The 25,004-nt window shown below is 73.1% G+C and carries 19 protein-coding genes; 5 read left to right on the forward strand and 14 right to left on the reverse strand.

Features of this window, described 5'->3' with window-relative positions; genetic code table 11:
• Window positions 1–164: 164 nt before the first annotated feature.
• From ACZ62B_RS32725 to hrcA, 4 genes are all read right to left on the reverse strand, one after another.
• A complete protein-coding gene (locus tag ACZ62B_RS32725) occupies window positions 165–905 on the reverse strand; it encodes a 16S rRNA (uracil(1498)-N(3))-methyltransferase (protein WP_344555430.1) in 741 nt (246 codons plus the stop codon).
• The gene (locus ACZ62B_RS32730) at window positions 902–1,975 is read right to left on the reverse strand and encodes a nitronate monooxygenase (protein ID WP_344555428.1); all 1,074 of its coding nucleotides are present in this window, start codon (window positions 1,973–1,975) and stop codon (window positions 902–904) included. Before ACZ62B_RS32730 ends, ACZ62B_RS32725 begins: the two co-directional genes overlap by 4 nt.
• 239 nt (window positions 1,976–2,214) lie before the next feature.
• On the reverse strand, window positions 2,215–3,351 hold the full coding sequence (dnaJ, locus tag ACZ62B_RS32735; protein ID WP_073931943.1) for a molecular chaperone DnaJ: 1,137 nt from the start codon (window positions 3,349–3,351) through the stop codon (window positions 2,215–2,217).
• Window positions 3,351–4,367 carry a heat-inducible transcriptional repressor HrcA gene (gene hrcA, locus ACZ62B_RS32740; RefSeq protein WP_344555425.1) on the reverse strand — a complete coding sequence of 339 codons (1,017 nt, stop codon included), beginning with the start codon at window positions 4,365–4,367 and terminating at the stop codon, window positions 3,351–3,353. Before hrcA ends, dnaJ begins: the two co-directional genes overlap by 1 nt.
• Window positions 4,368–4,537: 170 nt before the next feature.
• Between hrcA and ACZ62B_RS32745 the strand changes: the two genes are divergently transcribed.
• Window positions 4,538–5,272, forward strand: a complete 735-nt coding sequence (locus ACZ62B_RS32745; protein ID WP_344555423.1) for an MBL fold metallo-hydrolase — start codon at window positions 4,538–4,540, stop codon at window positions 5,270–5,272.
• A 34-nt stretch (window positions 5,273–5,306) separates the two neighbouring features.
• Window positions 5,307–6,107, forward strand: coding sequence for a DUF3097 domain-containing protein (locus ACZ62B_RS32750; protein ID WP_344555421.1), 801 nt, complete (start codon window positions 5,307–5,309; stop codon window positions 6,105–6,107).
• A gap of 169 nt (window positions 6,108–6,276) precedes the next feature.
• Here the strand turns inward: ACZ62B_RS32750 and hemW are convergent, their stop codons facing one another.
• The 4 genes from hemW to lepA form a co-directional block, all read right to left on the reverse strand.
• A complete protein-coding gene (gene hemW, locus ACZ62B_RS32755) occupies window positions 6,277–7,509 on the reverse strand; it encodes a radical SAM family heme chaperone HemW (protein WP_468725417.1) in 1,233 nt (410 codons plus the stop codon).
• A 27-nt stretch (window positions 7,510–7,536) separates the two neighbouring features.
• The gene (locus ACZ62B_RS32760; RefSeq protein ID WP_469693121.1) at window positions 7,537–9,585 is read right to left on the reverse strand and encodes a SpoIIE family protein phosphatase; all 2,049 of its coding nucleotides are present in this window, start codon (window positions 9,583–9,585) and stop codon (window positions 7,537–7,539) included.
• A 243-nt stretch (window positions 9,586–9,828) separates the two neighbouring features.
• Complete coding sequence (locus ACZ62B_RS32765) at window positions 9,829–11,703, reverse strand: AMP-dependent synthetase/ligase (RefSeq protein ID WP_469693123.1); 1,875 nt, start codon at window positions 11,701–11,703, stop codon at window positions 9,829–9,831.
• 280 nt (window positions 11,704–11,983) lie between these two features.
• Window positions 11,984–13,852, reverse strand: coding sequence for a translation elongation factor 4 (lepA, locus tag ACZ62B_RS32770; RefSeq protein ID WP_344555413.1), 1,869 nt, complete (start codon window positions 13,850–13,852; stop codon window positions 11,984–11,986).
• A gap of 242 nt (window positions 13,853–14,094) precedes the next feature.
• Between lepA and rpsT the strand changes: the two genes are divergently transcribed.
• Window positions 14,095–14,361 (forward strand): 30S ribosomal protein S20, encoded by a 267-nt coding sequence (gene rpsT / locus ACZ62B_RS32775; RefSeq protein ID WP_030858234.1) that lies wholly within the window; start codon window positions 14,095–14,097, stop codon window positions 14,359–14,361.
• 194 nt (window positions 14,362–14,555) lie between these two features.
• Here the strand turns inward: rpsT and holA are convergent, their stop codons facing one another.
• From holA to ACZ62B_RS32790, 3 genes are all read right to left on the reverse strand, one after another.
• Window positions 14,556–15,533 carry a DNA polymerase III subunit delta gene (gene holA / locus ACZ62B_RS32780; RefSeq protein WP_344555409.1) on the reverse strand — a complete coding sequence of 326 codons (978 nt, stop codon included), beginning with the start codon at window positions 15,531–15,533 and terminating at the stop codon, window positions 14,556–14,558.
• 85 nt (window positions 15,534–15,618) lie between these two features.
• Window positions 15,619–15,864, reverse strand: a complete 246-nt coding sequence (locus ACZ62B_RS32785) for a hypothetical protein (RefSeq protein ID WP_469693126.1) — start codon at window positions 15,862–15,864, stop codon at window positions 15,619–15,621.
• Window positions 15,865–15,913: 49 nt separating this feature from the next.
• Window positions 15,914–16,753 carry an arylamine N-acetyltransferase family protein gene (locus ACZ62B_RS32790; protein ID WP_468878886.1) on the reverse strand — a complete coding sequence of 280 codons (840 nt, stop codon included), beginning with the start codon at window positions 16,751–16,753 and terminating at the stop codon, window positions 15,914–15,916.
• Window positions 16,754–16,861: 108 nt separating this feature from the next.
• On the opposite strand from ACZ62B_RS32790, the gene ACZ62B_RS32795 reads away from it, so the two are divergent.
• Both ACZ62B_RS32795 and ACZ62B_RS32800 read left to right on the forward strand, forming a co-directional pair.
• Window positions 16,862–18,250, forward strand: a complete 1,389-nt coding sequence (locus tag ACZ62B_RS32795; protein ID WP_468725426.1) for an aminotransferase-like domain-containing protein — start codon at window positions 16,862–16,864, stop codon at window positions 18,248–18,250.
• A gap of 79 nt (window positions 18,251–18,329) precedes the next feature.
• The gene (locus ACZ62B_RS32800) at window positions 18,330–19,142 is read left to right on the forward strand and encodes an alpha/beta fold hydrolase (RefSeq protein WP_344555403.1); all 813 of its coding nucleotides are present in this window, start codon (window positions 18,330–18,332) and stop codon (window positions 19,140–19,142) included.
• Window positions 19,143–19,157: 15 nt separating this feature from the next.
• On the opposite strand, the gene ACZ62B_RS32805 is transcribed toward ACZ62B_RS32800, so the two are convergent.
• The 3 genes from ACZ62B_RS32805 to ACZ62B_RS32815 form a co-directional block, all read right to left on the reverse strand.
• Window positions 19,158–21,032: an eCIS core domain-containing protein gene (locus ACZ62B_RS32805; protein WP_468890199.1), complete on the reverse strand. Its 1,875-nt coding sequence runs from the start codon at window positions 21,030–21,032 to the stop codon at window positions 19,158–19,160.
• Window positions 21,033–21,237: 205 nt separating this feature from the next.
• Entirely contained in the window at window positions 21,238–23,796 is a 2,559-nt protein-coding gene (locus ACZ62B_RS32810; protein WP_469693129.1) for a ComEC/Rec2 family competence protein, read from the reverse strand.
• Window positions 23,793–24,593 (reverse strand): ComEA family DNA-binding protein, encoded by an 801-nt coding sequence (locus tag ACZ62B_RS32815; protein WP_469693131.1) that lies wholly within the window; start codon window positions 24,591–24,593, stop codon window positions 23,793–23,795. Before ACZ62B_RS32815 ends, ACZ62B_RS32810 begins: the two co-directional genes overlap by 4 nt.
• Window positions 24,594–25,004 lie beyond the last annotated feature (411 nt).

Genomic DNA, 25,004 nt, shown 5'->3' on the forward strand with positions numbered 1-25,004 from the left:
CCCGCCGCCCTTACCCGTCCCATCCCGGGGGCGCTGCCCCCGGCCCCCCGCTCCTCAAACGCCGGAGGGGCTGGAAGTCAGCCCCTCCGGCGTTTGAGGAGCGGGGTCCGGGGCGGAGCCCCAGGTCGGGACGGGTAAGGGCGGCGGGGGCGAAAACCCTCAGGTCAGGACCAACGCCCCGTACGCCCGAGCAGCAGCGCCGCCGCAGCCGTACCGGCCGTGGACGTGCGCAGCACACTCCGCCCCAGCCGGTAGGCCCGCGCCCCGGCCGCCTCGAAGAGGGCCAACTCCTCCGGGGAGACACCGCCTTCGGGCCCGACGACCAGAACGATGTCGCCGGAGGTGGGAAGTCCGGCGGTCGCCAGCGGCTCCGTACCACTCTCGTGCAGCACGGCCGCGAACTCCGCTTCGGCGAGAAGTGAGGCAACCTGCTTACTCGTCGCCGCGTCCGCGACCCGCGGAAACCGCACCCGACGCGACTGCTTCCCCGCCTCCCGCGCCGTCGCCCGCCACTTGCCGAGGGACTTCAGCCCACGCTCCCCCTTCCACTGCGTGATGCAACGCGCCGCCGCCCACGGCACGACCACGTCGACGCCGACCTCGGTCATCGTCTCCACGGCCACCTCGCCCCGGTCCCCCTTGGGCAGGGCCTGCACGACGGTGAGCCGGGGCAACTCCTCGGGCTCCTCCACGACTTCGCCGAGCCGCACGATCAGCCGGTCCTTGCCCTCGGCGGCGTCCACCTCCCCCTCGGCCCAGCGGCCGGCGCCGTCGGTGAGGACGACGCCCTCGCCGGCCCGCAGCCGCTTCACGGAGACGGCGTGCCGTCCCTCGGGTCCGTCGAGCACGTAACGGCCGGAGCCGTCCGTGTCGAAGTGGTCGACGACGAACACCGGCGCGGTCATCGGGCACCTCCCGCCGACAACGCCGTCCGGGCGGCGGCCAGTTCGGCGACCAGCACCTCCACCAGTTGCCCGGCGGGCAGTTCGCGGGCCATCCGGTGGCCCTGCCCCGCCCACAGCGCCAGGCCCTGCGCGTCACCGGCCTTGGCGGCGGCCTTGCGCAGGGGCGCGGTGAGATGGTGGACGTCCGGGTAGGCGGCGGGCGCGTACGGGCCGTGCTCGCGCAGGAAACGGTTGACCAGGGCGCGGGCCGGGCGGCCGGAGAAGGCGCGGGTCAGCTCGGTGCGGGCGTACAGGGGGTCGGTGAGGGCCCGCTTGTGCAGGGCGTGCGCGCCGGACTCGTGGGCGGCGACGAAGGCCGTGCCGAGCTGGGCCGCGGCGGCACCGGCCGCGAGGACGGCGGCGATCTGGCCGCCGCGCATGATGCCGCCGGCGGCGACGACCGGGATGCCGACCGACTCCCGGACCTGGGCGACGAGGGAGAGCAGTCCGACGCCGGAGCCGTCCGTCTCCGGGACGTCGCGGTGGGTGCCCTGGTGGCCGCCGGCCTCCACGCCCTGTGCGATCACCGCGTCCGCGCCGGCCCGTTCCACGGCCCGTGCCTCCTCCGCGGTCGTGGCGGTGACCAGCGTGAACGTACCGACGCGGCGCAGGGAGTCCAGGACCTCGCGGGCCGGCACACCGAAGTGGAACGACACCACCGGCACCGGGTTGTCCAGCAGCACGGCGAGCTTGGCGTCGTAGCCGTCGTCGCGGCCGCTGTCGGGGTCGCCGAGCCGGGTCTCGTACCAGGAGGCCTCACCGGCCAGCTGGTGGGCGTAGACGCCGACGGCGGCCGGGTCGGCCGTCTCCGGCTGCGGCAGGAAGAGGTTGACGCCGAAGGGCCGGGAGGTCAGTCCCCGTAGCTGCTTGATCTCCTGGTACATCCCGTCCGCGGTCTTGTACCCGGCGGCCAGGAAACCGAGCCCGCCCGCCTCGGACACGGCCGCGGCGAGCTGCGGCACGGCGACACCGCCCGCCATGGGTGCCTGCACGATCGGGTGCGGGCAGATATCGGTCAGTACGGAGGACATGACGGCATGTTGTCACGTCCCCCGACCAACACCGAATCTGCCCTTCCCCTTGGCATAAGCCACTTTTCGACAGGGCGGCGCAGAGGACGTCAGCACCCGCCGAACACGTGCCTCAACGCCCGTTGAAGGCATCCTTCAACCGCGAGAACAACCCCTGCCGCCCCGACTGACCGTGCCCGCCCGGGGGACGACCCCCGGACCCCCGGCAGCAAACACCAACCACACCCGGCACCAACCGGTCAACGCCCGTTGAACGCGTCCTTCAACCGCGAGAACAACCCCTGCTGCCCCGGCTGGAACTGCCCCGTGGGCCGTTCCTCGCCCCGCAGCTTGGCCAGTTCGCGGAGCAGGCGTTCCTGTTCGGGGTCGAGCTTGGTCGGGGTCTGGACCTCGACGTGGACGATCAGGTCGCCCCGGCCGCCGCCGCGCAGGTGGGTGACGCCCCGGCCGTGGAGCGGGATCGACTGGCCGGACTGGGTGCCGGGCCGGATGTCGACCTCCTCCATGCCGTCCAGCGTCTCCAGCGGCACCTTGGTGCCGAGGGCCGCCGCCGTCATCGGGATGGTGACCGTGCAGTGCAGGTCGTCGCCGCGCCGCTGGAAGGTGGTGTGCGGGAGCTCGTGGATCTCCACGTACAGGTCACCGGCGGGACCGCCGCCGGGCCCGACCTCACCCTCGCCGGCCAGCTGGATCCGGGTGCCGTTGTCGACACCGGCCGGGATCTTCACCGTGAGGGTGCGCCGGGAGCGGATGCGGCCGTCGCCCGCGCACTCCGGGCACGGAGTGGGAACGACCGTGCCGAAGCCCTGGCACTGCGGGCAGGGACGGGACGTCATGACCTGGCCCAGGAAGGACCGCGTGACCTGCGAGACCTCACCGCGGCCGCGGCACATGTCACAGGTCTGGGCCGTGGTGCCCGGAGCCGCGCCCTCGCCGCTGCACGTCGTGCAGACGACGGCCGTGTCGACCTGGATGTCCTTGGTCGTGCCGAACGCGGCCTCGTCCAGCTCGACGTCGATGCGGATCATCGCGTCCTGGCCCCGGCGGGTGCGCGAGCGCGGCCCGCGCTGCGACGCCGTACCGAAGAACGCGTCCATGATGTCGGAGAAGTTGCCGAAGCCACCGGCCCCGAAGCCGCCCGCGCCACCGCCGCCGGCCTGCGAGAGGGGGTCGCCGCCGAGGTCGTAGACCTGCTTCTTCTGCGGGTCCGACAGCACCTCGTAGGCGGCGTTGATCTCCTTGAACCGCTCCTGCGTCTTGGGATCAGGATTGACGTCCGGATGCAGCTCGCGGGCGAGCCGCCGGAAGGCCTTCTTGATCTCCTCCTGCGACGCGTCGCGGCGCACGCCGAGTACGGCGTAGTAGTCCGTGGCCACTACGACTCCGCCAGGATCTGTCCGACGTACCGTGCCACTGCGCGTACCGCTCCCATCGTTCCGGGGTAGTCCATGCGGGTCGGTCCGACCACGCCGAGCTTGGCAACCGCCTCGCCGCCCGAACCGTAGCCGACCGACACGACGGACGTGGAGTTGAGTCCCTCGTGGGCGTTCTCATGACCGATACGGACGGTCACGCCCGGATCCTTCGCCTCGCCGAGCAACTTGAGGAGCACGACCTGCTCCTCCAGCGCCTCCAGGACGGGCCGGATCACGAGAGGGAAGTCATGTCCGAAGCGGGTGAGATTGGCGGTGCCGCCGATCATCAGCCGCTCCTCGTTCTCCTCGACGAGCGTCTCCAGGAGGGTGGAGAGCACCGTCGAGACCGTACCGCGGTCGTCCGCCTCGAAGGCCTCGGAGAGGTCCTCGACCAGGCTCGGCACATCGCTGAACCGGCGGCCCGCGACCCGGCTGTTGAGCCGCGCCCGCAGGTCCGCCAGCGACGACTCGCCGAACGGCGCCGGGCAGTCGACCATGCGCTGCTCGACCCGCCCGGTGTCCGTGATCAGCACCAGCATCAGCCGCGCGGGGGCGAGGGACAGCAGCTCCACGTGCCGCACCGTGGAACGGGTCAGCGACGGGTACTGCACGACGGCGACCTGCCGGGTGAGCTGCGCGAGCAGCCGTACGGTCCTGGCCACCACGTCGTCGAGGTCGACGGCGCCCTCGAGGAAGTTCTGGATGGCCCGCCGCTCGGGCGGGCTCATGGGCTTGACGCCGGCCAGCTTGTCGACGAACAGCCGGTAGCCCTTGTCGGTGGGGATGCGCCCGGCGCTGGTGTGCGGCTGGGCGATGAAGCCCTCGTCCTCCAGGGCCGCCATGTCGTTGCGCACGGTGGCCGGGGAGACGCCGAGGTTGTGCCGCTCGGTGAGGGCCTTGGAGCCGACGGGCTCCTCGGTGCCCACGTAGTCCTGGACGATGGCGCGCAGCACCTGGAGCCTGCGTTCACTGAGCATCGCGCACACCTCCAGAAGCCTTCCGCGCGGTACCTTCCCTGTCCGCCTGGCACTCTTCGCACGCGAGTGCCAGACTTCCCCGCCCAGTGTACGGCCGGGGGGTACGCACCGGGCAAGGCCGGTCCCCGCGCCGTCGCGCCGGACGGCGTCGTCACCGATAGCGTCCCGTCATGACCGTGACTTGGGAAGAGTCGGGATGGGAGCAAGTGGCCGCCGGGGTGGGGCGGTGCCGGCTGCCGGGGTGGGACTGCACGGCGGGGCTCGTCGTGGGCGCGGAGGGCGTGCTGCTCGTCGACGCGGGTTCCGGGCTGGGCGAGGGCGCGCGGTTGCGGGCGGAGGCGCAGGCGCTCACCGGCCGCCGTGTGACGCATCTCGCGCTCACCCACCCCCACTTCGACCACGTCCTCGGGGCGGGGGCGTTCGCGGGCACGGAGGTGTTCGGCGCGGTGGGCATGGACACCGTACTGACGGGGCGCGGGCGTGAGGAACTGCGCGCGGACGCGGTGCGGTGGGGGCTGGACGCGCGGGTGGCGGAGGAGGCCGTGGACGCGCTGGTCCCGCCGCGGCACGCGGTGTCCGGCGAGTGGACGCTCGACCTCGGCCCGGCCGGCGGCCGGCAGGTGCTGCTGGCGAACGTGGGCCCCGGGCACACCGCCCACGACCTCGTGGTCCTCGTCCCCGGCGACCCGGAGGTGGTCTTCTGCGGCGACCTGGTCGAGGAGTCGGGCGAACCGCAGGCCGGCCCCGACGCCGTGCCGTCGCACTGGCCGGCCGCGCTGGACCGGCTCCTCGAGCTGGGCGGCGAGGACGCGTTGTACGTCCCCGGTCACGGAGCGGTGGTGGACGCGGCGTTCGTACGGGCCCAGCGCGACGCCCTGGCGGCCCGTTTCGGCGTGTCGGACTGAACCGGGCGGGCGCACTCCTCGTATCGTCGTCAGAATGCGCCAGTACTCCGCCGATCTGACCCCTCCGTGGAAGAAACCGCAGCCGGTTCCCGAGGTCGCGGCCGAGCCCGGCCTGGTGGTGGAGGAGCCCGGCACCGGCTTCTGCGGCGCGGTGATCCGCTGCGAGGCGGGCACGGTGACGCTGGAGGACCGCTTCGGCAAGCACCGGGTGTTCCCGCTGGAGCCGCGGGGCTTTCTGCTGGAGGGGCGCGTGGTGACGCTGGTGCGGCCGGCCGCCGGTCCTCGGCGGCCCGCCCGTACGGCGTCCGGTTCCGTCGCCGTCCCCGGCGCGCGGGCGCGCGTCGCCCGCGCGGGGCGCATCTACGTCGAGGGGCGGCACGACGCGGAGCTGGTGGAGAAGGTGTGGGGCGACGACCTGCGCATCGAGGGGGTGGTCGTCGAGTACCTGGAGGGTGTCGACGACCTGCCGTCGATCGTCGAGTCCTTCGCGCCGGGTCCGGACGCGCGGCTGGGGGTCCTGGTGGACCACCTGGTCCCGGGCTCCAAGGAGTGGCGGATCGCCGAGTCGGTGACGAGTGAGCACGCGCTGGTGGTGGGTCACCCGTACATCGACGTCTGGGAGGCGGTGAAGCCGGCGTCGGTGGGGATCGAGGCGTGGCCGCGGGTGCCGCGGGGGCAGGACTGGAAGACGGGGGTGTGCGCGGCGCTGGGGTGGCGGGTGGCGAACACGGGCGAGGCGTGGCAGCGGATCCTCGGCTCGGTGCGGTCGTACAAGGACCTGGAGCCGCAGCTCCTGGGCCGCGTGGAGGAACTGATCGATCACGTGACGGCATGAGTTTTCCGCCCCCGCCGCCCCTTCCCGTCCCGAACCTGGGGCTCCGCCCCAGACCCCGCTCCTCAAACGCCGGAGGGGCTGAAGTCAGCCCCTCCGGCGTTTGAGGAGCGGGGGTTCCGGGGGCAGCGCCCCCGGGGGACGGGAACGGGAAGGGGCGGCGGGGGCGAGATCAATCGACCAGGTCACGCACCACGGCATCAGCCAACAGCCGCCCCCGCAGGGTGAGGGCCGCACGGCCCTCCTCGTACGGGCCACGCTGAAGCAGCCCGTCCGTCAGAGCCCGACGAGCGGCCGCGAGCCCCTCCTCGCGGAGGAGCGAGAGAGGAACCCCCTCCTCGAGCCGAAGCTCCAGCAGGATCCGCTCCACCCGCCGGTCCTCCTCCGACAGCAGCTCACGCCCCGCCCCCGGCGACCGCCCCGACGCGAGCGCCGCCGCGTACGCCCCCGGATGCTTGACGTTCCACCAGCGCACCCCGCCCACGTGCGAGTGGGCGCCGGGACCCGCGCCCCACCAGTCGGCGCCGCGCCAGTACAGCTCGTTGTGCAGGCAGCGGCCGGCCTTCGACGTGGCCCAGTTCGACACCTCGTACCAGTCGAAACCCGCCCCCGACAGCATCTCCTCGGCGATCAGGTAGCGGTCCGCGTGGACGTCGTCGTCCGTCATCGGGACCTCGCCGCGACGGATGCGGCGGGCGAGCTGCGTGCCCTCCTCGACGATCAGCGCGTACGCCGAGACATGGTCGGGACCGGCGCCGATCGCCGCGTCCAGGGACGCCCGCCAGTCGTCGTCGGACTCCCCCGGCGTGCCGTAGATCAGATCGAGGTTGACGTGCTCGAAGCCCGCCGCGCGGGCCTCCGCGACGCATGCCTCGGGGCGGCCGGGGGTGTGCGTGCGGTCGAGGACCTTCAGTACGTGCCGCCGGGCGCTCTGCATGCCGAAGGAGATCCGGTTGAAGCCGCCCGCGCGGAGGGTCGCCAGGTAGGCCGGGTCGACCGACTCCGGGTTCGCCTCCGTCGTCACCTCGGCGTCCGCCGCCAGCCCGAACTCCTCACGGATCGCCCCCAGCATCCGTACGAGGTCGTCGGCGGCCAGCAGGGTGGGCGTACCGCCCCCGACGAAGACCGTGCGGACCGGCCGCGGGTCGTCCCCCAGCGCCTTCCGCGCCAGGCGGACCTCGTCGATCAGGGTCTCGGCGTAGTTGTCGCGGGAGGCCAGCACGCCGCCGCTGCCGCGCAGCTCGGTCGCGGTGTACGTGTTGAAGTCGCAGTAGCCGCAGCGGGTCGCGCAGTACGGGACGTGCAGGTAGAACCCGAGGGGGCGGTCGGCGGCCCCGGCGAGCGCGGACGCGGGCAGCGCGCCGTCGGCGGGGACGGGCTCGCCGTCGGGGAGTGCGGAAGGCATGTGCTCCATTGTCCCGCACCGGCCGTGTCATTCCGCTTGGAGCACCAGCAGGGCGAGATCGTCGGCGGGTGGCCGGGCCCCGAACTCGTGCACGAGCTGCGTGATCCGTTCCGCTATCAGCTCGGCGTCCATCCCCGCGCACCCCGACAGGGCCGTGGCGAGCCCGTCGCCGTCGTCGAACTGGCGGGAGCCGGAGCGCCGCTCGGTGACTCCGTCGGTGACGCAGAGCAGGGTGTCGCCGGAGTACATCTCGAAGGTCTCGCTGGTGTAGGTGGCGTCCTCGACGACCCCGAGCAGGGTCTGCGGCTGGGCGACGGCGCGGACCGAGCCGTCGGGGGCGAGCAGCAGGGGCAGGGGGTGTCCGGCGGAGGCGAGGGTGCAGCGGACGCCGCCGTCGAAGGGGACGAGTTCGCCGTAGAGGAGGGAGAGGAAGCGGGTCTGGGGGCCGTCGCCGGGGGCGGTCGGACGGGCGCCGGCGGCCACCAGTGCGCGGGCGGCGGCGTCGGCGGCCTCGGTGGCGTCGTCGAGGAGGAGCTGGTTGAGGCGGTCGAGGACGTCGGCGACGCGGTAGCCCTCGCGGGCGAGCAGCCGCAGCCAGGGGCGGGCGAGTCCGATGACGACGGCGGCCTCGGGTCCCTTGCCCTGGACGTCGCCGACGGCGAAGCACCAGCGGCCCTGGCCGGCCGGGAAGAGGTCGTAGAAGTCGCCGCTGGGTCCGCCCTTGTCGCAGGGTTCGTAGACGAGGGCGCTGCGCACGCCGGGGATCTCGGCGACGGCGCCGGGCAGCAGTCCGCGCTGGAGCACGGCGCTGATGGTGGCCTGGCGGGAGTACTGCCGGGCGGCCCCGATGGCGAGGGCGACGCGCCGGCCGAGGTCCTCGACCAGCCCGGTGATCTCGTCGGGGAACCGGTCGATCCCGCCCCGCCCGATCACCAGCGTGCCGAGCGGACGCCCACCGGCGACGAGCCGGTAGGCGAGGGCGGTACCGGGGGCGGTGCCGGGGGCACCGTCGGCGGGGGCGTCGAGCGCCCCGCTCGGCCACGGGTAGGGCGCGGGTCCGGGGTGCGACGGGTCGCCGGGGCGGGGTGGGTTCTGTTCCAGGGTCCGGGTCAGGTCCTCGATGCGGTCCTCGCCGGCGTGCCAGACGCGGGCGAGGCGGGAGCCGTCGGTCCGGCTCCCCTCGCCCCAGCCGCCGCCGTGGCCGGTGGTCTCGTCCTCCAGCCACACCGCGCACCAGTCGGCCAGCCGCGGCACGATCAGCTGGCCGGTGAGCGAGGTGACCAGGTCCTCGTCCAGTTGCCCGGCGAGCAGGTCGGAGGCCTCGGCGAGGAAGGACAGGGCGCCGCGCCCCAGCCAGGTCCCGTCCCGCCCGGGCCGGCGGGCGAGCCAGTCGTCGCCGTACGAGCCGCCGCGCCAGGTGTCCCGGGCGTGACCGGGCGTTTCCCGGTGGCCGGGCGGGGTCCGGGAGACCAGCAGCGGGTCGGGGGTGCCCTGTTCCGTCCGGGGCGGCTCCGGCGCGAGGATCTCCGCCACCCGCAGATCCCGCGCCAGCGTGCGCTCCCCGGCGTACGCCTCGATCTGGTCGCCCGCCGCGCATCCCCCTGCGGCCAGGCGCGCCCACACCGTCTTCGTGCCCGGACGGTAGGTGATCCCCCAGGCCTCGGAGAGCGCGGCGACGAGGCGCAGGCCGCGCCCGTACTCGGGGGTGTCGTACGGCGGTCCCTCCGGTTCGCTGCCGCGCGGCGCGCGGGAGGGGTGCTGGTCGGCGACCTCGACGACGAGCGCGCCGGTCTCCTCCTCCAGCCTGCACGCCACCCGCACCTCGGTACCGGCGTGCACGACGGCGTTGGTGACGAGTTCGCTGGCGATCAGCGTGGCGTCGTCGCCGACGCGGCCGGTGAGGTGTTCGGCGCCGGGCAGGGCGAGTTCCGCCCACTCGGTGAGCGCCTTGCGCAGCAGGGCGCGTGCGGCGCCCGGTGCGAGGGGGCTCCCGGGCAGGGTCGCGTCCACCCACGCGCACTCCCGCGCGCCGGAGGCGCACGAGGCGGTCTCCCGTTGGGTCGGAATGGCCCCCATGGGCAGCTCCCCGGGCAGTTCGTACGAAGAGAACTCGATCGATGCCGACAGGGTGACAGACCGGACCCGCCCATAAGCGCCGAGTCACCGAAGTGGACCGTCAAGGGTGAGAACAGCGTCAGGTGTGCGGTCAGGAACGGACAGGAAGCCGTTCCTTTCCGGTCATCGTGAGAACGCGGAAAAGGGGCGGGGTCCCGCGCCGCACCGGCCCGGGACCCCGCCCCTACGGTCACACCGTGATGGTCACGCCTCGCGCGCGCCCTCGTACATCTCCTCGATGAGGTGCTTGTACTCGCGCTCCACCACCGGGCGCTTCAGCTTCAGGCTCGGGGTGATCTCGCCGTGCTCGACGTCGAGGTCACGGGGCAGGAGGCGGAACTTCTTGATGGTCTGCCAGCGCTGGAGGCCCTCGTTGAGCTGCTTGACGTAGCCGTCGACCATCTCGACCGTGGCGGGGGCGGCGACGATCTCCGCGTACGGCTTGCCCGCCAGGCCGTTCTCGGCCGCCCAGGGGGCGAGGGCGGCCTCGTCGAGGGCGATGAGGGCGGTGCAGTAGTTCCGGTCGGCGCCGTGGACGAGGATGTTGGAGACGTAGGGACAGACCGCCTTGAACTGGCCCTCGACCTCGGCGGGGGCGATGTACTTGCCGCCGGAGGTCTTGATCAGGTCCTTCTTGCGGTCGGTGATGCGGAGGTAGCCGTCGGGCGAGAGCTCGCCGATGTCGCCGGTGTGGAACCAGCCGTCCTCCTCCAGGACCTCGGCGGTCTTCTCGGGCAGGTTGTGGTAGCCCTGCATGATGCCGGGGCCGCGCAGCAGGATCTCGCCGTCGTCGGCGATGCGCACCTCGGTGCCGGGCAGCGGCTTGCCGACGGTGCCGGTGCGGTAGGCCTCGCCGGGGTTGACGAAGGAGGCGGCGGAGGACTCGGTGAGGCCGTAGCCCTCCAGGATGTGGACGCCGGCGCCGGAGAAGAAGTAGCCGATCTCGGGGGCGAGGGCGGCGGAGCCGGAGACGCAGGCGCGCAGGTTGCCGCCGAAGGCCTCGCGGATCTTGGCGTAGACGAGCCTGTCGGCGATGCCGTGCTTCGCCGAGAGGCCGAAGGGGGCGCTCGCGGTGCCGGTGCGGCGGAAGTTGTCCTGGGTGACCTTGGCGTACTCGCGGGCGACGCCGGCGGCCCACTGGAAGATCTTGTACTTGGCGCCGCCGCCGGCCCTCGCCTTGGCGGCCACGCCGTTGTAGACCTTCTCGAAGATGCGGGGCACGGCCGCCATGTAGGTCGGCCGGACCACCGGAAGGTTCTCGATGATCTTGTCGACGCGGCCGTCGACGGCGGTGACGTGGCCGGCCTCGATCTGGCCGGAGATGAGCACCTTGCCGAAGACGTGGGCGAGCGGCAGCCACAGGTACTGCACGTCGTCGGCGCCGACCAGGCCGGTGGCGGGGATGGCCTTGGCCATGTACGACCAGCAGTCGTGCGGCAGGCGTACGCCCTTGGGGCGGCCGGTGGTGCCGGAGGTGTAGATGAGGGTGGCGAGCTGGTCCTTGGTGATCGCGGCGACGCGTTCCTTGATCAGCTCCGGTTCCTTCTGGAGCCGGGCGGTACCGAGCTTCTCCAGGTCGGCGAGGGTGATCACGAAGTCGTCGGTCTCGACGCCGGCCGGGTCGACGGCCACGACGTGCGTGAGTTCGGGCAGCTCGGCGCGCTTCTCGACCGCCTTGGCGACCTGCTCGGCGTTCTCCGCGACGAGCACCCGGCTCTGGGAGTCGGAGAGAATGTAGGCGGACTCGTCGGCGTTGGTCTGCGGGTAGACCGTGGTGGTGGCGGCGCCGGCGCAGAGGATGCCGAGGTCGGCGAGGATCCACTCGACCCGGGTGGAGGAGGCGAGCGCGACCCGCTGCTCGGGCTCGACGCCCAGCTCGATCAGGCCGGCCGCGATGGCGTGGACCCGTTCGGCGGTGCCCGCCCAGGTGAGGGACTTCCAGTCGTCCGGGCCCTCGCCGGAGGCCGCCGGGACCGGGTGGCGGTAGGCCTCGGCGTCCGGTGTGGCCGCCACACGCTCCAGGAAGAGGGTCGCCACGCTCGGCGGACGGTTCTCGATCAGTGTCTGTGTGTCGCTCACGACATCCTCCGGGGCCCGCGACGGTGCGGCTGGCTCAGTGCGGCTGGGTTTCCTCGCGCGTTGTTTAACTGGCGAGTAACTATCGAGTGGGGATCAGAGTAAAGGCCGACCGGCGATGGCGTAAGGGCCTGCGGCCTGTCATTTCGCACAGAGGGCTACCCGGAGAACGCGCGGGGCCCGCCACGCTTTCGCGTGACGGGCCCCCGTTCCGCCCGGTTCGCGGAGTGACCCGCGGTAACGTCCGGTCGTTTCCCGGCCGCTTCCCCGGTCACCGCCCCGGCTACTTCTTGCCCTTGGCCGATCCCGCGCTGTCGTCGCTGGAGAGGACGGCGATGAAGGCCTCCTGCGGAACCTCCACGGAACCCACCATCTTCATCCGCTTCTTGCCTTCCTTCTGCTTCTCCAGCAGCTTCCGCTTACGGGAGATGTCACCGCCGTAGCACTTGGCGAGGACGTCCTTGCGGATGGCGCGGATGGTCTCGCGGGCGATGACGCGGGAGCCGATGGCGGCCTGCACCGGCACCTCGAAGGCCTGCCGCGGGATGAGCTCCTTGAGCTTGGCGACGAGCCGTACCCCGTACGCGTACGCCTGGTCCTTGTGGGTGATCGCGGAGAACGCGTCCACCTTGTCGCCGTGCAGCAGGATGTCGACCTTGACCAGGCTGGAGGTCTGCTCGCCGGTGGGCTCGTAGTCCAGGGAGGCGTAGCCGCGGGTCTTGGACTTCAGCTGGTCGAAGAAGTCGAAGACGATCTCGGCGAGCGGGAGGGTGTAGCGGATCTCGACGCGGTCCTCGGAGAGGTAGTCCATGCCGAGCAGGACGCCGCGCCGGGTCTGGCACAGCTCCATGATCGAGCCGATGAACTCGCTGGGCGCCAGGATGGTGGCGCGCACGACCGGCTCGTACACCTCGCCGATCTTCCCCTCGGGGAACTCGCTCGGGTTGGTGACGGTGTGCTCGCTGCCGTCCTCCATGACCACGCGGTAGACCACGTTGGGCGCGGTGGCGATCAGGTCGAGGCCGAACTCGCGCTCCAGCCGCTCGCGGATCACGTCGAGGTGCAGCAGGCCGAGGAAGCCGACGCGGAAACCGAAGCCGAGGGCGGCGGAGGTCTCCGGCTCGTAGACCAGGGCGGCGTCGTTGAGCTGGAGCTTGTCGAGCGCCTCGCGCAGCTCCGGGTAGTCCGAGCCGTCCAGGGGGTAGAGGCCGGAGAACACCATCGGCTTGGGGTCCTTGTAGCCGCCGAGCGCCTCCTCGGCGCCCTTGTGCTGGCTGGTGACGGTGTCACCGACCTTCGACTGGCGGACGTCCTTCACACCGGTGATGAGGTAGCCCACCTCGCCGACGCCGAGGCCGTCGGCGGGCAGCATCTCCGGGGAGTTGGTGCCGATCTCCAGCAGCTCGTGGGTGGCGCCGGTGGACATCATCCGGATCCGCTCGCGCTTGTTGAGCTGGCCGTCGATGACACGGACGTAGGTGACGACACCGCGGTAGGAGTCGTAGACCGAGTCGAAGATCATCGCGCGGGCGGGGGCGTCCTTGACGCCGACCGGGGCGGGGATCTCGGCGACCACCTTGTCCAGCAGCGCCTCGACGCCGAGGCCGGTCTTCGCGGAGACCTTGAGCACGTCGTCGGGGTCGCAGCCGACCAGGTTCGCCAGCTCCTCGGCGAACTTCTCCGGCTGCGCGGCCGGCAGGTCGATCTTGTTCAGTACGGGGATGATCGTGAGGTCGTTCTCCATCGCCAGGTACAGGTTGGCGAGGGTCTGGGCCTCGATGCCCTGGGCGGCGTCGACCAGCAGGATCGTGCCCTCGCAGGCGGCGAGCGAGCGGGAGACCTCGTACGTGAAGTCGACGTGCCCCGGCGTGTCGATCATGTTGAGGATGTGCGTGTTGCCCTCGTCGTGGGTGGGGGCCCACGGCAATCGCACCGCCTGGGACTTGATCGTGATGCCGCGCTCGCGCTCGATGTCCATGCGGTCGAGGTACTGAGCGCGCATCTGCCGCTGCTCGACCACTCCGGTCAGCTGGAGCATCCGGTCGGCGAGCGTGGACTTGCCGTGGTCGATGTGCGCGATGATGCAGAAATTGCGGATCAGCGCCGGGTCGGTACGGCTCGGCTCGGGCACATGGCTAGGGATCGCGGGCACGCAGGGTCCTGATTCTTGAGGCGTCCGCATACGTGTGCTTGTGCGTCTGCGGTCTCGGGTCGGATCGATACGTAGCTTCCATGGTCCCACGGGTGGCGACCGGGGACGGGTTTGGGCCACTGAATGGGCCGCTGGTAGTGTGGGGGGCTGTGTCTCATGCCCTCTCAGCGCGAGGCACACCCCAAGAAATCACCGGCGCGGGTCCCGAGCGGTCCCGTGCCAGAACCTGTAGAGGCTCATTCGTGGCGAACATCAAGTCCCAGATCAAGCGGAACAAGACCAACGAGAAGGCCCGGCTGCGCAACAAGGCCGTCAAGTCCTCTCTGAAGACCGCGATCCGCAAGGCCCGCGAGGCCGCCGCCGCGGGTGACGTCGAGAAGGCCACCGAGTACCAGCGCGCCGCCGCGCGTCAGCTCGACAAGGCCGTCTCCAAGGGCGTCATCCACAAGAACCAGGCCGCCAACAAGAAGTCGGCGCTGGCTCAGAAGGTCGCGGCCGTCAAGGGCTGAACAACCCTTTGATCTGACCGCCGGCGGGACCCCGGGCGGGCCCTCTCTCATCCGCCCCCCGGCCGGCACCCCGAGCTCGTACGCGGCCTGCGTTCGCCACGCGGGTACGGGCTCACACGCTTCAACCGAAGGCCCCGCCCCACACCCTTCCCCGGGTGGTGGGCGGGGCCTTCGGCCTTTCCCGTTCCGTTCCGCTAAGCCCGTCCCCGCGAGCGGGCCGCGCGGGCGATGGTGACGACCGCCTTCTCCAGGGCGTACTCCGGGTCGTCCCCGCCGCCCTTCACGCCCGCGTCCGCCTCGGCGACCGCGCGCAGCGCGACGGCCACGCCGTCCGGGGACCAGCCGCGCATCTGCTGCCGCACCTGGTTGATCTTCCAGGGCGGCATACCGAGATCGGCGGGGCGCGCGTTCGGCGACGACTGGAGCTTGCCGATCGCCCGTACGCCCTGGGCCAGCGCGCTGACGATCTTCACCGGCGGTTCTCCGGTGGCGATCGACCAACGCAGCGCCTCCAGGGCCTCCACGACCCGGCCCTCGACGGCCCGATCCGCAATGGTGAAGTTCGACGCCTCCGACCGCCCGGAGTAGTACCGCCCTACGGTCGCCTCGTCGATCGTCCCCTCGATGTCGGCAACGAGCTGGGAAACGGCCGAGGCCAGCTCCCGCAGATCACTGCCCAGAGCGTCCACGAGCGCCTGGCACGCCTCCGGGGTGGCCGATCTCCCGACGGTGCGGAACTCTCCCCGCACGAAGGCCAGCCGGTCCGTGGCTTTCGTCATCTTCGGGCACGCCACCTCCCGCGCCCCCGCCTTGCGCGCCGCGTCGAGCAGCCCCTTGCCCTTGGCGCCGCCCGCGTGCAGCAGGACGAGCGTGATCTCCTCGGCCGGCGAGCCGAGGTACGCCTTCACGTCCTTGACGGTGTCGGCGGACAGGTCCTGCGCATTGCGTACGACGACGACCTTGCGCTCCGCGAAGAGCGACGGGCTGGTCAGCTCGGCGAGGGTGCCGGGCTGGAGCTGGTCCGGTGTCAGGTCGCGCACGTCCGTGTCGGAGTCGGCGGCCCTCGCGGCGGCCACCACCTCCCGCACGGCACGGTCGAGCAGCAGGTCCTCCTGGCCCACGGCGAGCGTCACCGGGGCGAGGAGGTCGTCGGATGCGGTCTTCCTGGCCATCGCGACAAGCATCCCACGCGCCACTGACACCGCCGCCCGGCCGATGGTTCGCCGGGCTACGGCTCCTCGGCCGGCGGCCGCCGGGCTACGGCTCTTCCCGCCAGCCGTCCCACTCGGCCACGAACTCGTTCAGCTCCGCGGGGTCCAGCCGGGCCGGCTCGTCCCGCAGGACGACGAGCCACTGCGCGTCCTCCGCGTCGTCCTCACCGGCGAGCGCGTCCCGCACCAGCCGCGGCTCCTCGTCCACGCCGAACCGTTCCCCGAGGGCCTCGGCCACCTCCTCCGCGGCATCACGGTCGGGCAGCACCAGCGCATGTCGCACATCACTCACACGGGCCATTGTCCGGCACCGGGGCCGGCCACCCGTCCCGGCACCGGGGTCAGCCACCCGTCCCGGTGCCGCGCGCCGTCGGCACCGTGTCCAGCGCGATCCCGAACCGGTCGCGGTAGAGCGCGAGCACCTCCTCGTCCGTCCCGGTCCCGTGCTCCCGCCGCGTGCCGTCCGGCGCGGTGACCGTGAACCGCCGGCCGCTGAGCGTGATCCTGCCCCCGTCCCGGGTGATCCGCGAGCACACCGTCGACCGCGTGAAGTGGGAGGCCGGTGAGGTGCTGTGCCACCACGCCCCGACCGTGAAGTCGGCGAGCGCCCTCGGCCGGATCTCCAGCCGGTAGACCGGCCGCCCGTTCCGGCTCACGTCCAGGTCCGCCGCCTCCACCCTGTCGTACCCGCCGCGCACCCCGGCCGCGTCCGCGCCCGCCTCGGCGATCCGGAACGTGCCCCCGGCGTCCTCCTGCTCCCCGTGCTCCCCGAAGGCGAGCGGCAGGTGGAAGTGGGCGCCGAAGCCGACGTCGGCCAGCCAGTCGCCGCCGTCCACCGTCCGCACCCGCAGCGCGAGATGGTCGTACGGGATGCCGAGCCGGCCCCCGTCGCCGTACACCCGCGCCGCGAGCAGCTGGACGTCGTAACCGAGGGCGGCGAGCAACGCTCCGAAGACGCCGTTGAGTTCGTAGCAGAACCCGCCCCGCCTCGCCCCCACCACCTTGTCCAGCAGCCGCTTCTCCTCCAGCACGATCTCCTCGCCGAGATGGATGGACAGGTTCTCGAACGGCACGGTCTCCAGATGCCGCAGGTGCAGCTCGCGCAGCGCGTCCACGGTGGGCCAGGCGGGCTGCTCGACGCCCAGACGGCGCAGATAGGCGTCGACTCCCGCGGTGTTCATCCCCTCAGTCATGCCTTCAGTGTCGCGCCACCCGCCGCTCCTCGCCCTCCGTTCCCGCCGGTGGCGCGGGTACGCTCTCCGGTCCCCGAGTGGCGGAGGAACCAGCCCGTGCACGACTACCAGCGGATCGCCGACCGGATCGCCGCCGACATTCTGAGCGGCCGGCTCAAGCCCGGTCAGCGGCTGCCCCCGCAGCGGTCCTTCGCCCGCCGTCGCGGGATCGCCGCGTCGACGGCCGGCCGCGTCTACGCCGAACTCGTCCGGCGCGGGCTGGTGGTGGGCGAGGTCGGCCGCGGCACGTTCGTGCGCGCCGCGCCCGTGCCGTCCGGCCGGGCACTCGCCGAGCCCGCCACCACCGCGCCGGTCAATCTGGAGCTCAACTACCCGACGGCGCCGGACCAGGCCGCCCTCCTCGCGCCCGCCCTGGCACCGCTGCTGCGCCCGGACGTGCTGTCCGAGGCGACCCGTACCGCTCCGGCCGCCGGCACACCGGCCGCTCGTGAGGCGGCCTGCGGACTGCTGGCGACGGCCGGATGGCGGCCCTCCCCCGGTCAGGTCCTCTTCAGCGGCAACGCCCGTCAGGCGATCGCCGGCGCGCTGGCCGCGCTGGTCCGGCCGGGCGGCCGGGTGGGGATCGACGCCCTGACCTATCCCCTGGTCAAGGAGATCGCGGCCCGGCTCGGCGTCACCCTGGTCCCGCTCGCCGGGGACGCCGACGGCATCCTCCCCGACTCCGTCGCCGCGGCCCAGCGCACGGCGCCGCTCTCCGCCCTGTACCTGCAACCGACCCTGCGCAATCCGACGTCGGCGACCATGCCGGAGACCCGCCGCCGCCGGCTCGCCGCGGAGCTGCGCCCCTGGGGGCTGCCGGTCGTCGAGGACCGCATCTGGTCCTTCCTCTCGGACGACAGCGAACCCTTCGCGTCCTTCGCCCCCGAACTCACCTACGTGGTCGACGGGTTGTCCAAGCGGGTCGCGCCGGGCCTCACCGTCGGCTTCCTCGTCGTACCCGAGGGACGGACCGGGCGGGCGGGCGAGGCACTGCGCTCCGGCGGCTGGACGGCGGGGCGTTTCGCGCTCGAAGCGGCCCTGCGGTGGATGACGGACGGAACCGTCGACCGGCTGACGACCGCCAAGCGCGCCGACGCCTCGCGCCGCCAGCGACTGGTCGCCGAGCACCTGCGGGGTTTCGCCGTCCAGGCCGACCCGCGGACGTACTACGCGTGGTGGCGCCTGCCCGCGCCGTGGCGGGCGGACACCTTCACCGCGGCCGCGGCCGCCCGCGGCATCGCGGTGACGCCCGGACCGTCCTTCGCGGTGCCGGCGACCGGGCCCGCGCCGGCCCGGTCGCCGGACCTTTCCGCGTCCGGCGCCGCCGACTGCGTCAGGCTCGGGCTGGCGTCGGCCCCGCCGGAGGCGCTGGAGCAGGCCCTGCGGACACTCGCCTCCCTCGCGCGCGACACCACACCGCAGGGGATCACGGCCCTCCCGTCCTGAGTCCGGCCACGGCACCACATTGCACCGAGGGCAATGTTTTGATTGCACCGAGTAGCGGCGTGCTCCTAGGGTCGTCCGCATGGCATCCCGTCTCGCACACCGGGCCGAGGGGAACGCCGGCGCCTCCGCGCTGCCCCTCGTCCTCGTCCACGGCCACCCCTTCGACCACACCATGTGGGCCCCGCAGATCGACACCTTCTCGCCCGAGCGCCGGGTGATCGCGCCCGACCTGCGCGGCTACGGCGCCTCGCCCGTCACCCCGGGCGTCACGGAGCTGTCCGTGTTCGCGGACGACATCGATGAACTGCTCGACTCCCTGGACGTGGAGGCGTGCGTCCTCGGCGGACTGTCGATGGGCGGGCAGATCGTCATGGAGTACTACGCCCGGTTCCCGGAGCGCGTCCGCGGCCTGCTGCTCGCGGACACCTTCGCCGCACCCGAGACCCCGGAAGGACACCGGGCCCGCAACGCCATGGCGGACCGGCTGCTGCGCGAGGGCATGCGGGGCTACGCCGACGAGGTGCTGTACAAGATGGTCGCGCCCCACGCGCCCCCGGCCGTCGCGGCGCACGTCCACCGCATGATGACCGGCACCGACCCGCGGGGCGCCGCGGCGGCCCTGCGCGGCCGCGCCGAGCGGCCCGACTACCGCCCGCTGCTGAGCGGGGTCACGGTGCCCGCGCTGGTCGTCGTCGGCGCCGAGGACGAGTACACCCCCGTCAGCGACGCCGAGTCGCTGCACGGCCTCCTCCCCGACTCCACCCTCGTCGTCGTCGACAGGGCGGCCCACCTGCCCAACCTGGAACGCCCCGACGCGTTCGACGCGGCCCTGGCGGACTTCCTGCGGCGACTCGACACCACGGCCGGCCGGCCTGGCGCGCTGGAGGACTGATGAAGATCTCGGGCTCTAGCCGGCGGGCTGCCGCAGGCGCTCTGCGGCGGTCCGCAGCTCCGACAGCCACCGGCGGTAGTTCTCGAACGTCTCGACGAAGTACACCAGCTTGCCGAACCACTCCTCCCCGCTGTCCCCGTACTTGTTGCGTACGGTCTGCAGCGACACCCATGTGACACCGGAAAGGCGTACGGCCGAACCGGCGGACTCGAGCAGTCGGGTGGCATCCCCGGCCATGAGGATTCCCCCCGCACCGGCGGCCGCCTTCCCCTGGGCCTCGGTGACCGCGTCCCGCACGTCCTTCGGCGCCTTGCGCTTCTTGATCGCCTCGCCCGCGCGGGTGACGATGCCCAGGTGCTTATGGGCCAGGCTCTTGTAGACCGCGCCGGCCTGGCTGAATCTCCTGTCGCCGTCAGCCGGTTCCAGGTCGAGCGGACGAGCGGAGGTCCGGCCGATGCGCGCGTCATTCATGTCGGACGTGGATGCCAGAACCTCCTGGCTGAGGATCTCCCAGCCGTTCGGCCCGAAGCTCAGCATGTTCGTGACCTCGGGCAGGGTTTTGTCGGCCCCGGGGCCCATGTACTCCTCGTCGCCGAACCAGTCCATGGGGCGGTGAGCGTGCTGGAATCCCAGCGCGTCCGCCATCCGGCTGCCGGGCGACTGGTAGTGCCAGGCCCGGAACGTGTCCGGCCCCTGGGAGCTCCCGGTGACGGCGAAAGCGCATCCGTTCATCGTGGCCGTGAAGACGAGGCCCGCGCCCGGAGCGTCCCCCGGCTCCCGCGGGATCTCCTTGTGACCCACCTGCGTCTCGGGGTCGCGCGCGCCGCCCGTGAGGTAGGGGACGTACGAGGAGTGGAGGTAGCTGTCCTCGGGCTGGACGGGCGGCAGATACGGGCGCCCGACGAGCTCCTGCAGGAACGGGTGCGCCGCCCGGCACTCCTGGTCGGCCACGTACTTCTCCAGGGCGGGGGTCAACAGGTACGCCGGGCCGGAACTCTGTCGCCGTGGGTCGGGCGTCAGGACGAACCAGTGACGGGGCATTTCGCCCAGCTTCGACCCGAGTTCGTTGTAGGCGTCCTTCAGATCCTTGTGGTTCCAACGCGCGTTCATGCCCGTCACCACGTCCATGGAGAGCATGTTGGCCGCCAGGAAGTCCCGCGGATCGTCGATCAGGTCCTCCTCCACGGTGCGCTGCACCATGACCTCGGACGCTCCCGAGGCGGTCTGGAGGGGTGCGGCGTCGTGCGCGGTCTCGTGCGCGGCATCGTCCGCCTGGCGCTGGACCGGGGCCGGGCCCGACACGATGCGCGCCGCGTTCGCCTCGGCTTCGCGCTCGAAGCGGTCGGAGGGGTCCGAGATCCGCAGCCCCGAGCCGTTGTCCGTGCCCGCGACCGGACCCTGGCTCTGCTGGATCACATGGGTCAGCTCGTGGGCCATGGTGCGCCGGTCGGCCCCGCCCTTGCCGATGACGATGTGGTTGCCGACGGTGTAGGCACCGGCCTTGAGCTCGGCGGCCGACGCCTGGGCAGCGGCGTCGTCGTGGACCCGGACGCCGGAGAAGTCCGCGCCCATCCTGGGCTCCAGGTCGGCGCGGAGGGCCGGGTCCAGCGGACGACCGGCCCCGCGCAGCACTTCGGGCACGGTCGAGCGCTGCACCGCGGGCTGCTGCGCGCTCTCGTGGCCGCAGCCCGCACCGTGCCGGTGCTCCTCCCGCGCCCACGGATGTCCCGCCTGCCGGAGCATCTGCACGACAGCCTGGTTGCCGATGTCCGACTGCAGCGAGAGCAGACTCCCGGCGTGCGGCGCGGCGGACGGCTGACGCCGTCCGGAGTTCGCCGCCGCCTTCGTGTCAGACCGCTCGTTCGCGTTCTCCCGGCCACCCACTCGCACAACAAACTCCTTGCTCACCGCGGCATTCCCCGCCCGCAACCGGATCCGGACGATACGGGTCGGCTCCGGAGCCTTACAACGGCGCCCTGCCGGAATGCCCGTACAGGCGCCAGAAGTTACCCCTTCGAGCAACGCCGCCCGGAGAAGGCCGGGGGCCTGTGGACGTCCACGGACGGAACAGTCGGGGCAGCCGGGGCGGGAGACATCAGTGGCGCGCCACCCGCAGTTCCCTGCTCCCGTTCTCGCCGACGGTCACGGCCAGCGCCCCGTCCCGGTCCGTCCGCAGTACCGTCGCTCCGCCGGTGCGGAGGGCGGTGACCGTGCTCGGGGCGGGGTGCCCGTACGTGTTGTCCTCCCCCGTGCTGATCAGCGCCAGCCGTGGGGCCGCGCGGCGTATGAGGTCCGGGTCCTGGTACGCGGAGCCGTGATGGGCGACTTTCAGGACGTCCACGCCGGCCAGTCTCCCGGCCGCCGGTGATCTCGCCAGGGCTCGCTGGGACGGGGGTTCCAGGTCCCCGAGGAGGAGCAGGCGCAGACCGGCCGTGCGGACCAGCATGGCGACGCTGGCGTCGTTCGGGCCTTCCGGCGCGGAGTGGGCGCCCGGTGGGGGCCACACCACCTCCCAGGACAGCTCTCCCGCGCGCCGCACCTCACCGGCCGCGGCGTGCGTCACCGGGATGTGCCGGGCCGCGGCGAGTCCTCGGACGAACGCGGCCTGGTCGGCGGGTTCCTCGAAGGGCGTCGTCCCGACGGCGCCCACCGCGCGTCCGCGCAGTACGCCGGGGAGGCCCGCCACGTGGTCGGCGTGGAAGTGGGTCAGGACCACGAGGGGGATGCTGGTGACGCCCAGGGAGCGCAGGCAGCGGTCGACGAGGGTGGGGTCGGGGCCGGCGTCCACGACCACGCCGGTGTTCTCGCCCGCCGCCAGTACCAGTGCGTCGCCCTGGCCCACGTCGCACATCACCATCCGCCAGCCCGGCGGGGGCCAGCCCGTGATCACCCGGGTGAGGGGCCGTGGCTGCAGCACCACCAGTACCAGCAGGAGTGCGCAGGCGGCGCACCACCAGGGGTGGCTCGGCAGGCGGCGGCCCACGAGCAGCGCCGCCAGGGTGAGGGCGCCGAGTGCCGCCGCGCCGGCCCAGCTGCCGGGCCAGTCCACTCCCGCGCCGGGCAGCGCGGCGCCCGTTCTGGCGACCTGTGCGAGCCACTGGGCCGGCCAGCTCGCGCACCAGGCCAGTGCCTTCGCCGCCGGCATCGCCACCGGTGCCGTGGCCAGGGCCAGGAAGCCCAGCACCGTGGCCGGCGCGAGCGCGAACTCCGCGAGCAGGTTGCACGGGATCGCCACCAGGCTGACCCGCGCCGCCAGTACGGCGACCACCGGCGCGCACACGGCCTGCGCGGCGCCCGCGGCGGCCAGCGCCTCCGCGAGGCGGGGCGGCATCCCGCGCCGCCGCAGTCCCGCGCTCCAGCGCGGCGCGAGCGTGAGCAGCGCGCCGGTGGCCAGCACGGAGAGCAGGAAGCCGTAACTGCGGGCCAGCCACGGGTCGTACAGCACCAGGAGCAGGACGGCCGTCGCCAGCGCCGGGACCAGTGATCTGCGGCGGCCGGTGGCGAGCGCGAGCAGGGCGACGGATCCGCAGGCGGCGGCCCGCAGCACGCTGGGGTCGGGCCGGCACACGACGACGAAGGCGAGGGAGAGCGCCGCGCCGAGGAGTGCGGTGGCCCGCAGGGGGATGCCGAGGCGGGGTGCGAGTCCACGTCGCTCGGCCCGCTGGGCCAGGCCGGGCGGGCCGAGGAGCAGGGCGAGGAGGATGGTGAAGTTGGCGCCGGAGACGGCGAGCGTGTGGGTGAGGTCGGTCTCCCGGAACGCCTCGTCCAGCTCCGGGGTGATCCTCGCGGTGTCGCCCACGACCAGGCCGGGCAGCAGCGCCCGCGCGTCCGCCGGCAGTCCGTCGGTCGCCTCCCGCAGTCCGGCCCGCAGGCGTCCCGCAAGCCGCTGCGGACCCGACGGCCGGCCCACGGTCTCCGGGCCGCCGCCGTCCCCGCCCTTCACCCGCAGCACGGCGGCGAACCGGTCGCCGCCCGCCCTCGCCGGGGCGAGCCGTGCCTCGACGCGGAGGCGGGTGGAGGGCAGGAGGGCGAGCCAAGGGGAGCGGTTCTCGGCGTCCGGTGCGGTGCGCTCGGACGAGCCCGGGCCGACGATCAGCAGCACGGGCGCGCGGGTCGCCTCCGTCGTGCCGTCGGCCCGCTCCACCCGTCGTACGTCGGCCTCGATCAGTACGGATGCCGGGGCCATGTGGTTGCCGCTGACCCTGGGCCGGGTGAGCCGGGGATCGGAGGTGATCTCGACCTCGGCGGTCACCGGGGCGTACTCCCGCGCCAGTGCGGGCACGGGGCCCCGTCGCAGGTCCGCGCCGTGCAGCCCCGCCGATCCGGCGGCCGCCGCGACGCAGAGCAGGACGGCGGCGGTGGCGTGGGCGGTGGCCCGTCCCCGCCCGGTCAGGCGGCTGCGCGCCATGAGGAGGGCGCCGGCCGTCAGCAGGGAGACGATCACCGCGCCCGCCGCCCGGCCGGGCGGGGCGTGCAGCATCACGGCGGCCGTGGCCCAGGCGGCCAGGGCGGGCGGGACCAGTCGCAGGTCCGTCGGTCCCTCCTGCCTCGGGTGCGCGGCTCCGAGCCGCTTCCCGGAGGCGGCGTGGACGCGGCGGCGGACGGTGGGGTGCGGGGGCAAGGGCGGTGGCGCGGCCGTCGTCCCCGTCCTCATGGCCGTACGAGGTTTCGCAGCTCCGCGAAACGGCGGTCGCCGATGCCGTTCACCTCGCGGAGTTCGTCCACCGCGCGGAAGCCGCCGTTGCGGGTGCGGTAGTCGAGGATGTGCTGGGCCAGCACGGGGCCTACTCCGGGGAGAGTGTCGAGCTGGTCGAGGGTGGCGGTGTTGAGGGACACCGGTGCGGTGGGACCGGCTCCCGCCGCCGTACCCGTACCGCCGCCGGGGGCTGCCGCGGCCGGTGCCGGGCCGCCTACGACCACCTGCTCGCCGTCGACGAGGAAACGGGCGCGGTTCAGGGTGTCGGTCCTGGTGCCGGGCCGTACACCGCCGGCCGCTCGCAGCGCGTCCTCGACGCGTGAACCGGCGGGCAGGCGGTGGATTCCCGGGTCCCGCACCTTGCCGCTGACGTCGACCACGATCTCGGGGCCCGCCGAGGTGCCCGCCTTCGCCGTGTGACCGGCTGACCGGCCTCCCTCGCCGTCCGTGCTCCGCTCCCCGTGAGGCGCTGCCGCCCGTACCACCTCCGGCGCCCGTACCGGCTGGGTGCGCCCGGACCAGAAGTGCTGCGCCGCGAATCCCACGGCCAGCACCAGCAGTGCCGACAGCGCGATCACGCTCCGCCGTTCCAGCCCGCAGCGTGTCTGCACCCACAGCGGCAGGCGCTCTCGTAACGCGAGCCCGGCCCTCTCACGCAGCCGCCGACCCCGTTCGGCCCCTCCGCCGGGTTCCTCCGGGCCCGCGACCTCGTCCTCTTCGCCGACCTCGACCGCACCGCCACCGGGCCCCGTCACGGGAGGGCCCGCAGCCGCCACCCGCCCTCGCGCGGCCGGCCGATCCACAGCCGCCGGCCGGTTCACGGTCGCCGAAGAGCCGGCCCGCCTGATGCGGCGGGTGCCGGTCAGGGCCCAGGCCGGTGGTCGCCTGGCGTGCGCGGAGTGGTCGTCGCCGTCGAACAGTGACTCCGCCCGGCGGCGGAGCTCCGCCGCCGCCGGGTGGTCCCGGCGCGGGGTCCGGCCGCGGGGCCCGGTCGGCCTGCGGTGGCGGGCACGGCCGTCGGAGGCGGGTGGGCGGCCCGGGCCGCTGGTCGCCGTCGCTGTGCGTGAGCGTGATCGAAGTGCCATGCCAGGAGGATCCGGCACATCGGCCCATTCGCGATGATCTTGCTCGTTTTCCGGGGACCACCGCCTGGTTGTGGACAACTC

The organism is Streptomyces sp. NPDC053426 (assembly GCF_055585405.1).

What these genes read in the sequence shown, in the direction of transcription:
- holA (WP_344555409.1), bottom strand. Translation starts at nt 15,533, where the DNA reads ATGGCCAGGAAGACCGCATCCGACGACCTCCTCGCCCCGGTGACGCTC.
- ACZ62B_RS32810 (WP_469693129.1), bottom strand. Translation starts at nt 23,796, where the DNA reads ATGAGGACGGGGACGACGGCCGCGCCACCGCCCTTGCCCCCGCACCCC.
- ACZ62B_RS32725 (WP_344555430.1), bottom strand. Translation starts at nt 905, where the DNA reads ATGACCGCGCCGGTGTTCGTCGTCGACCACTTCGACACGGACGGCTCC.
- ACZ62B_RS32730 (WP_344555428.1), bottom strand. Translation starts at nt 1,975, where the DNA reads ATGTCCTCCGTACTGACCGATATCTGCCCGCACCCGATCGTGCAGGCA.
- ACZ62B_RS32750 (WP_344555421.1), top strand. Translation starts at nt 5,307, where the DNA reads ATGCGCCAGTACTCCGCCGATCTGACCCCTCCGTGGAAGAAACCGCAG.
- ACZ62B_RS32760 (WP_469693121.1), bottom strand. Translation starts at nt 9,585, where the DNA reads ATGGGGGCCATTCCGACCCAACGGGAGACCGCCTCGTGCGCCTCCGGC.
- hrcA (WP_344555425.1), bottom strand. Translation starts at nt 4,367, where the DNA reads ATGCTCAGTGAACGCAGGCTCCAGGTGCTGCGCGCCATCGTCCAGGAC.
- ACZ62B_RS32790 (WP_468878886.1), bottom strand. Translation starts at nt 16,753, where the DNA reads ATGAACACCGCGGGAGTCGACGCCTATCTGCGCCGTCTGGGCGTCGAG.
- ACZ62B_RS32745 (WP_344555423.1), top strand. Translation starts at nt 4,538, where the DNA reads ATGACCGTGACTTGGGAAGAGTCGGGATGGGAGCAAGTGGCCGCCGGG.
- hemW (WP_468725417.1), bottom strand. Translation starts at nt 7,509, where the DNA reads ATGCCTTCCGCACTCCCCGACGGCGAGCCCGTCCCCGCCGACGGCGCG.
- ACZ62B_RS32800 (WP_344555403.1), top strand. Translation starts at nt 18,330, where the DNA reads ATGGCATCCCGTCTCGCACACCGGGCCGAGGGGAACGCCGGCGCCTCC.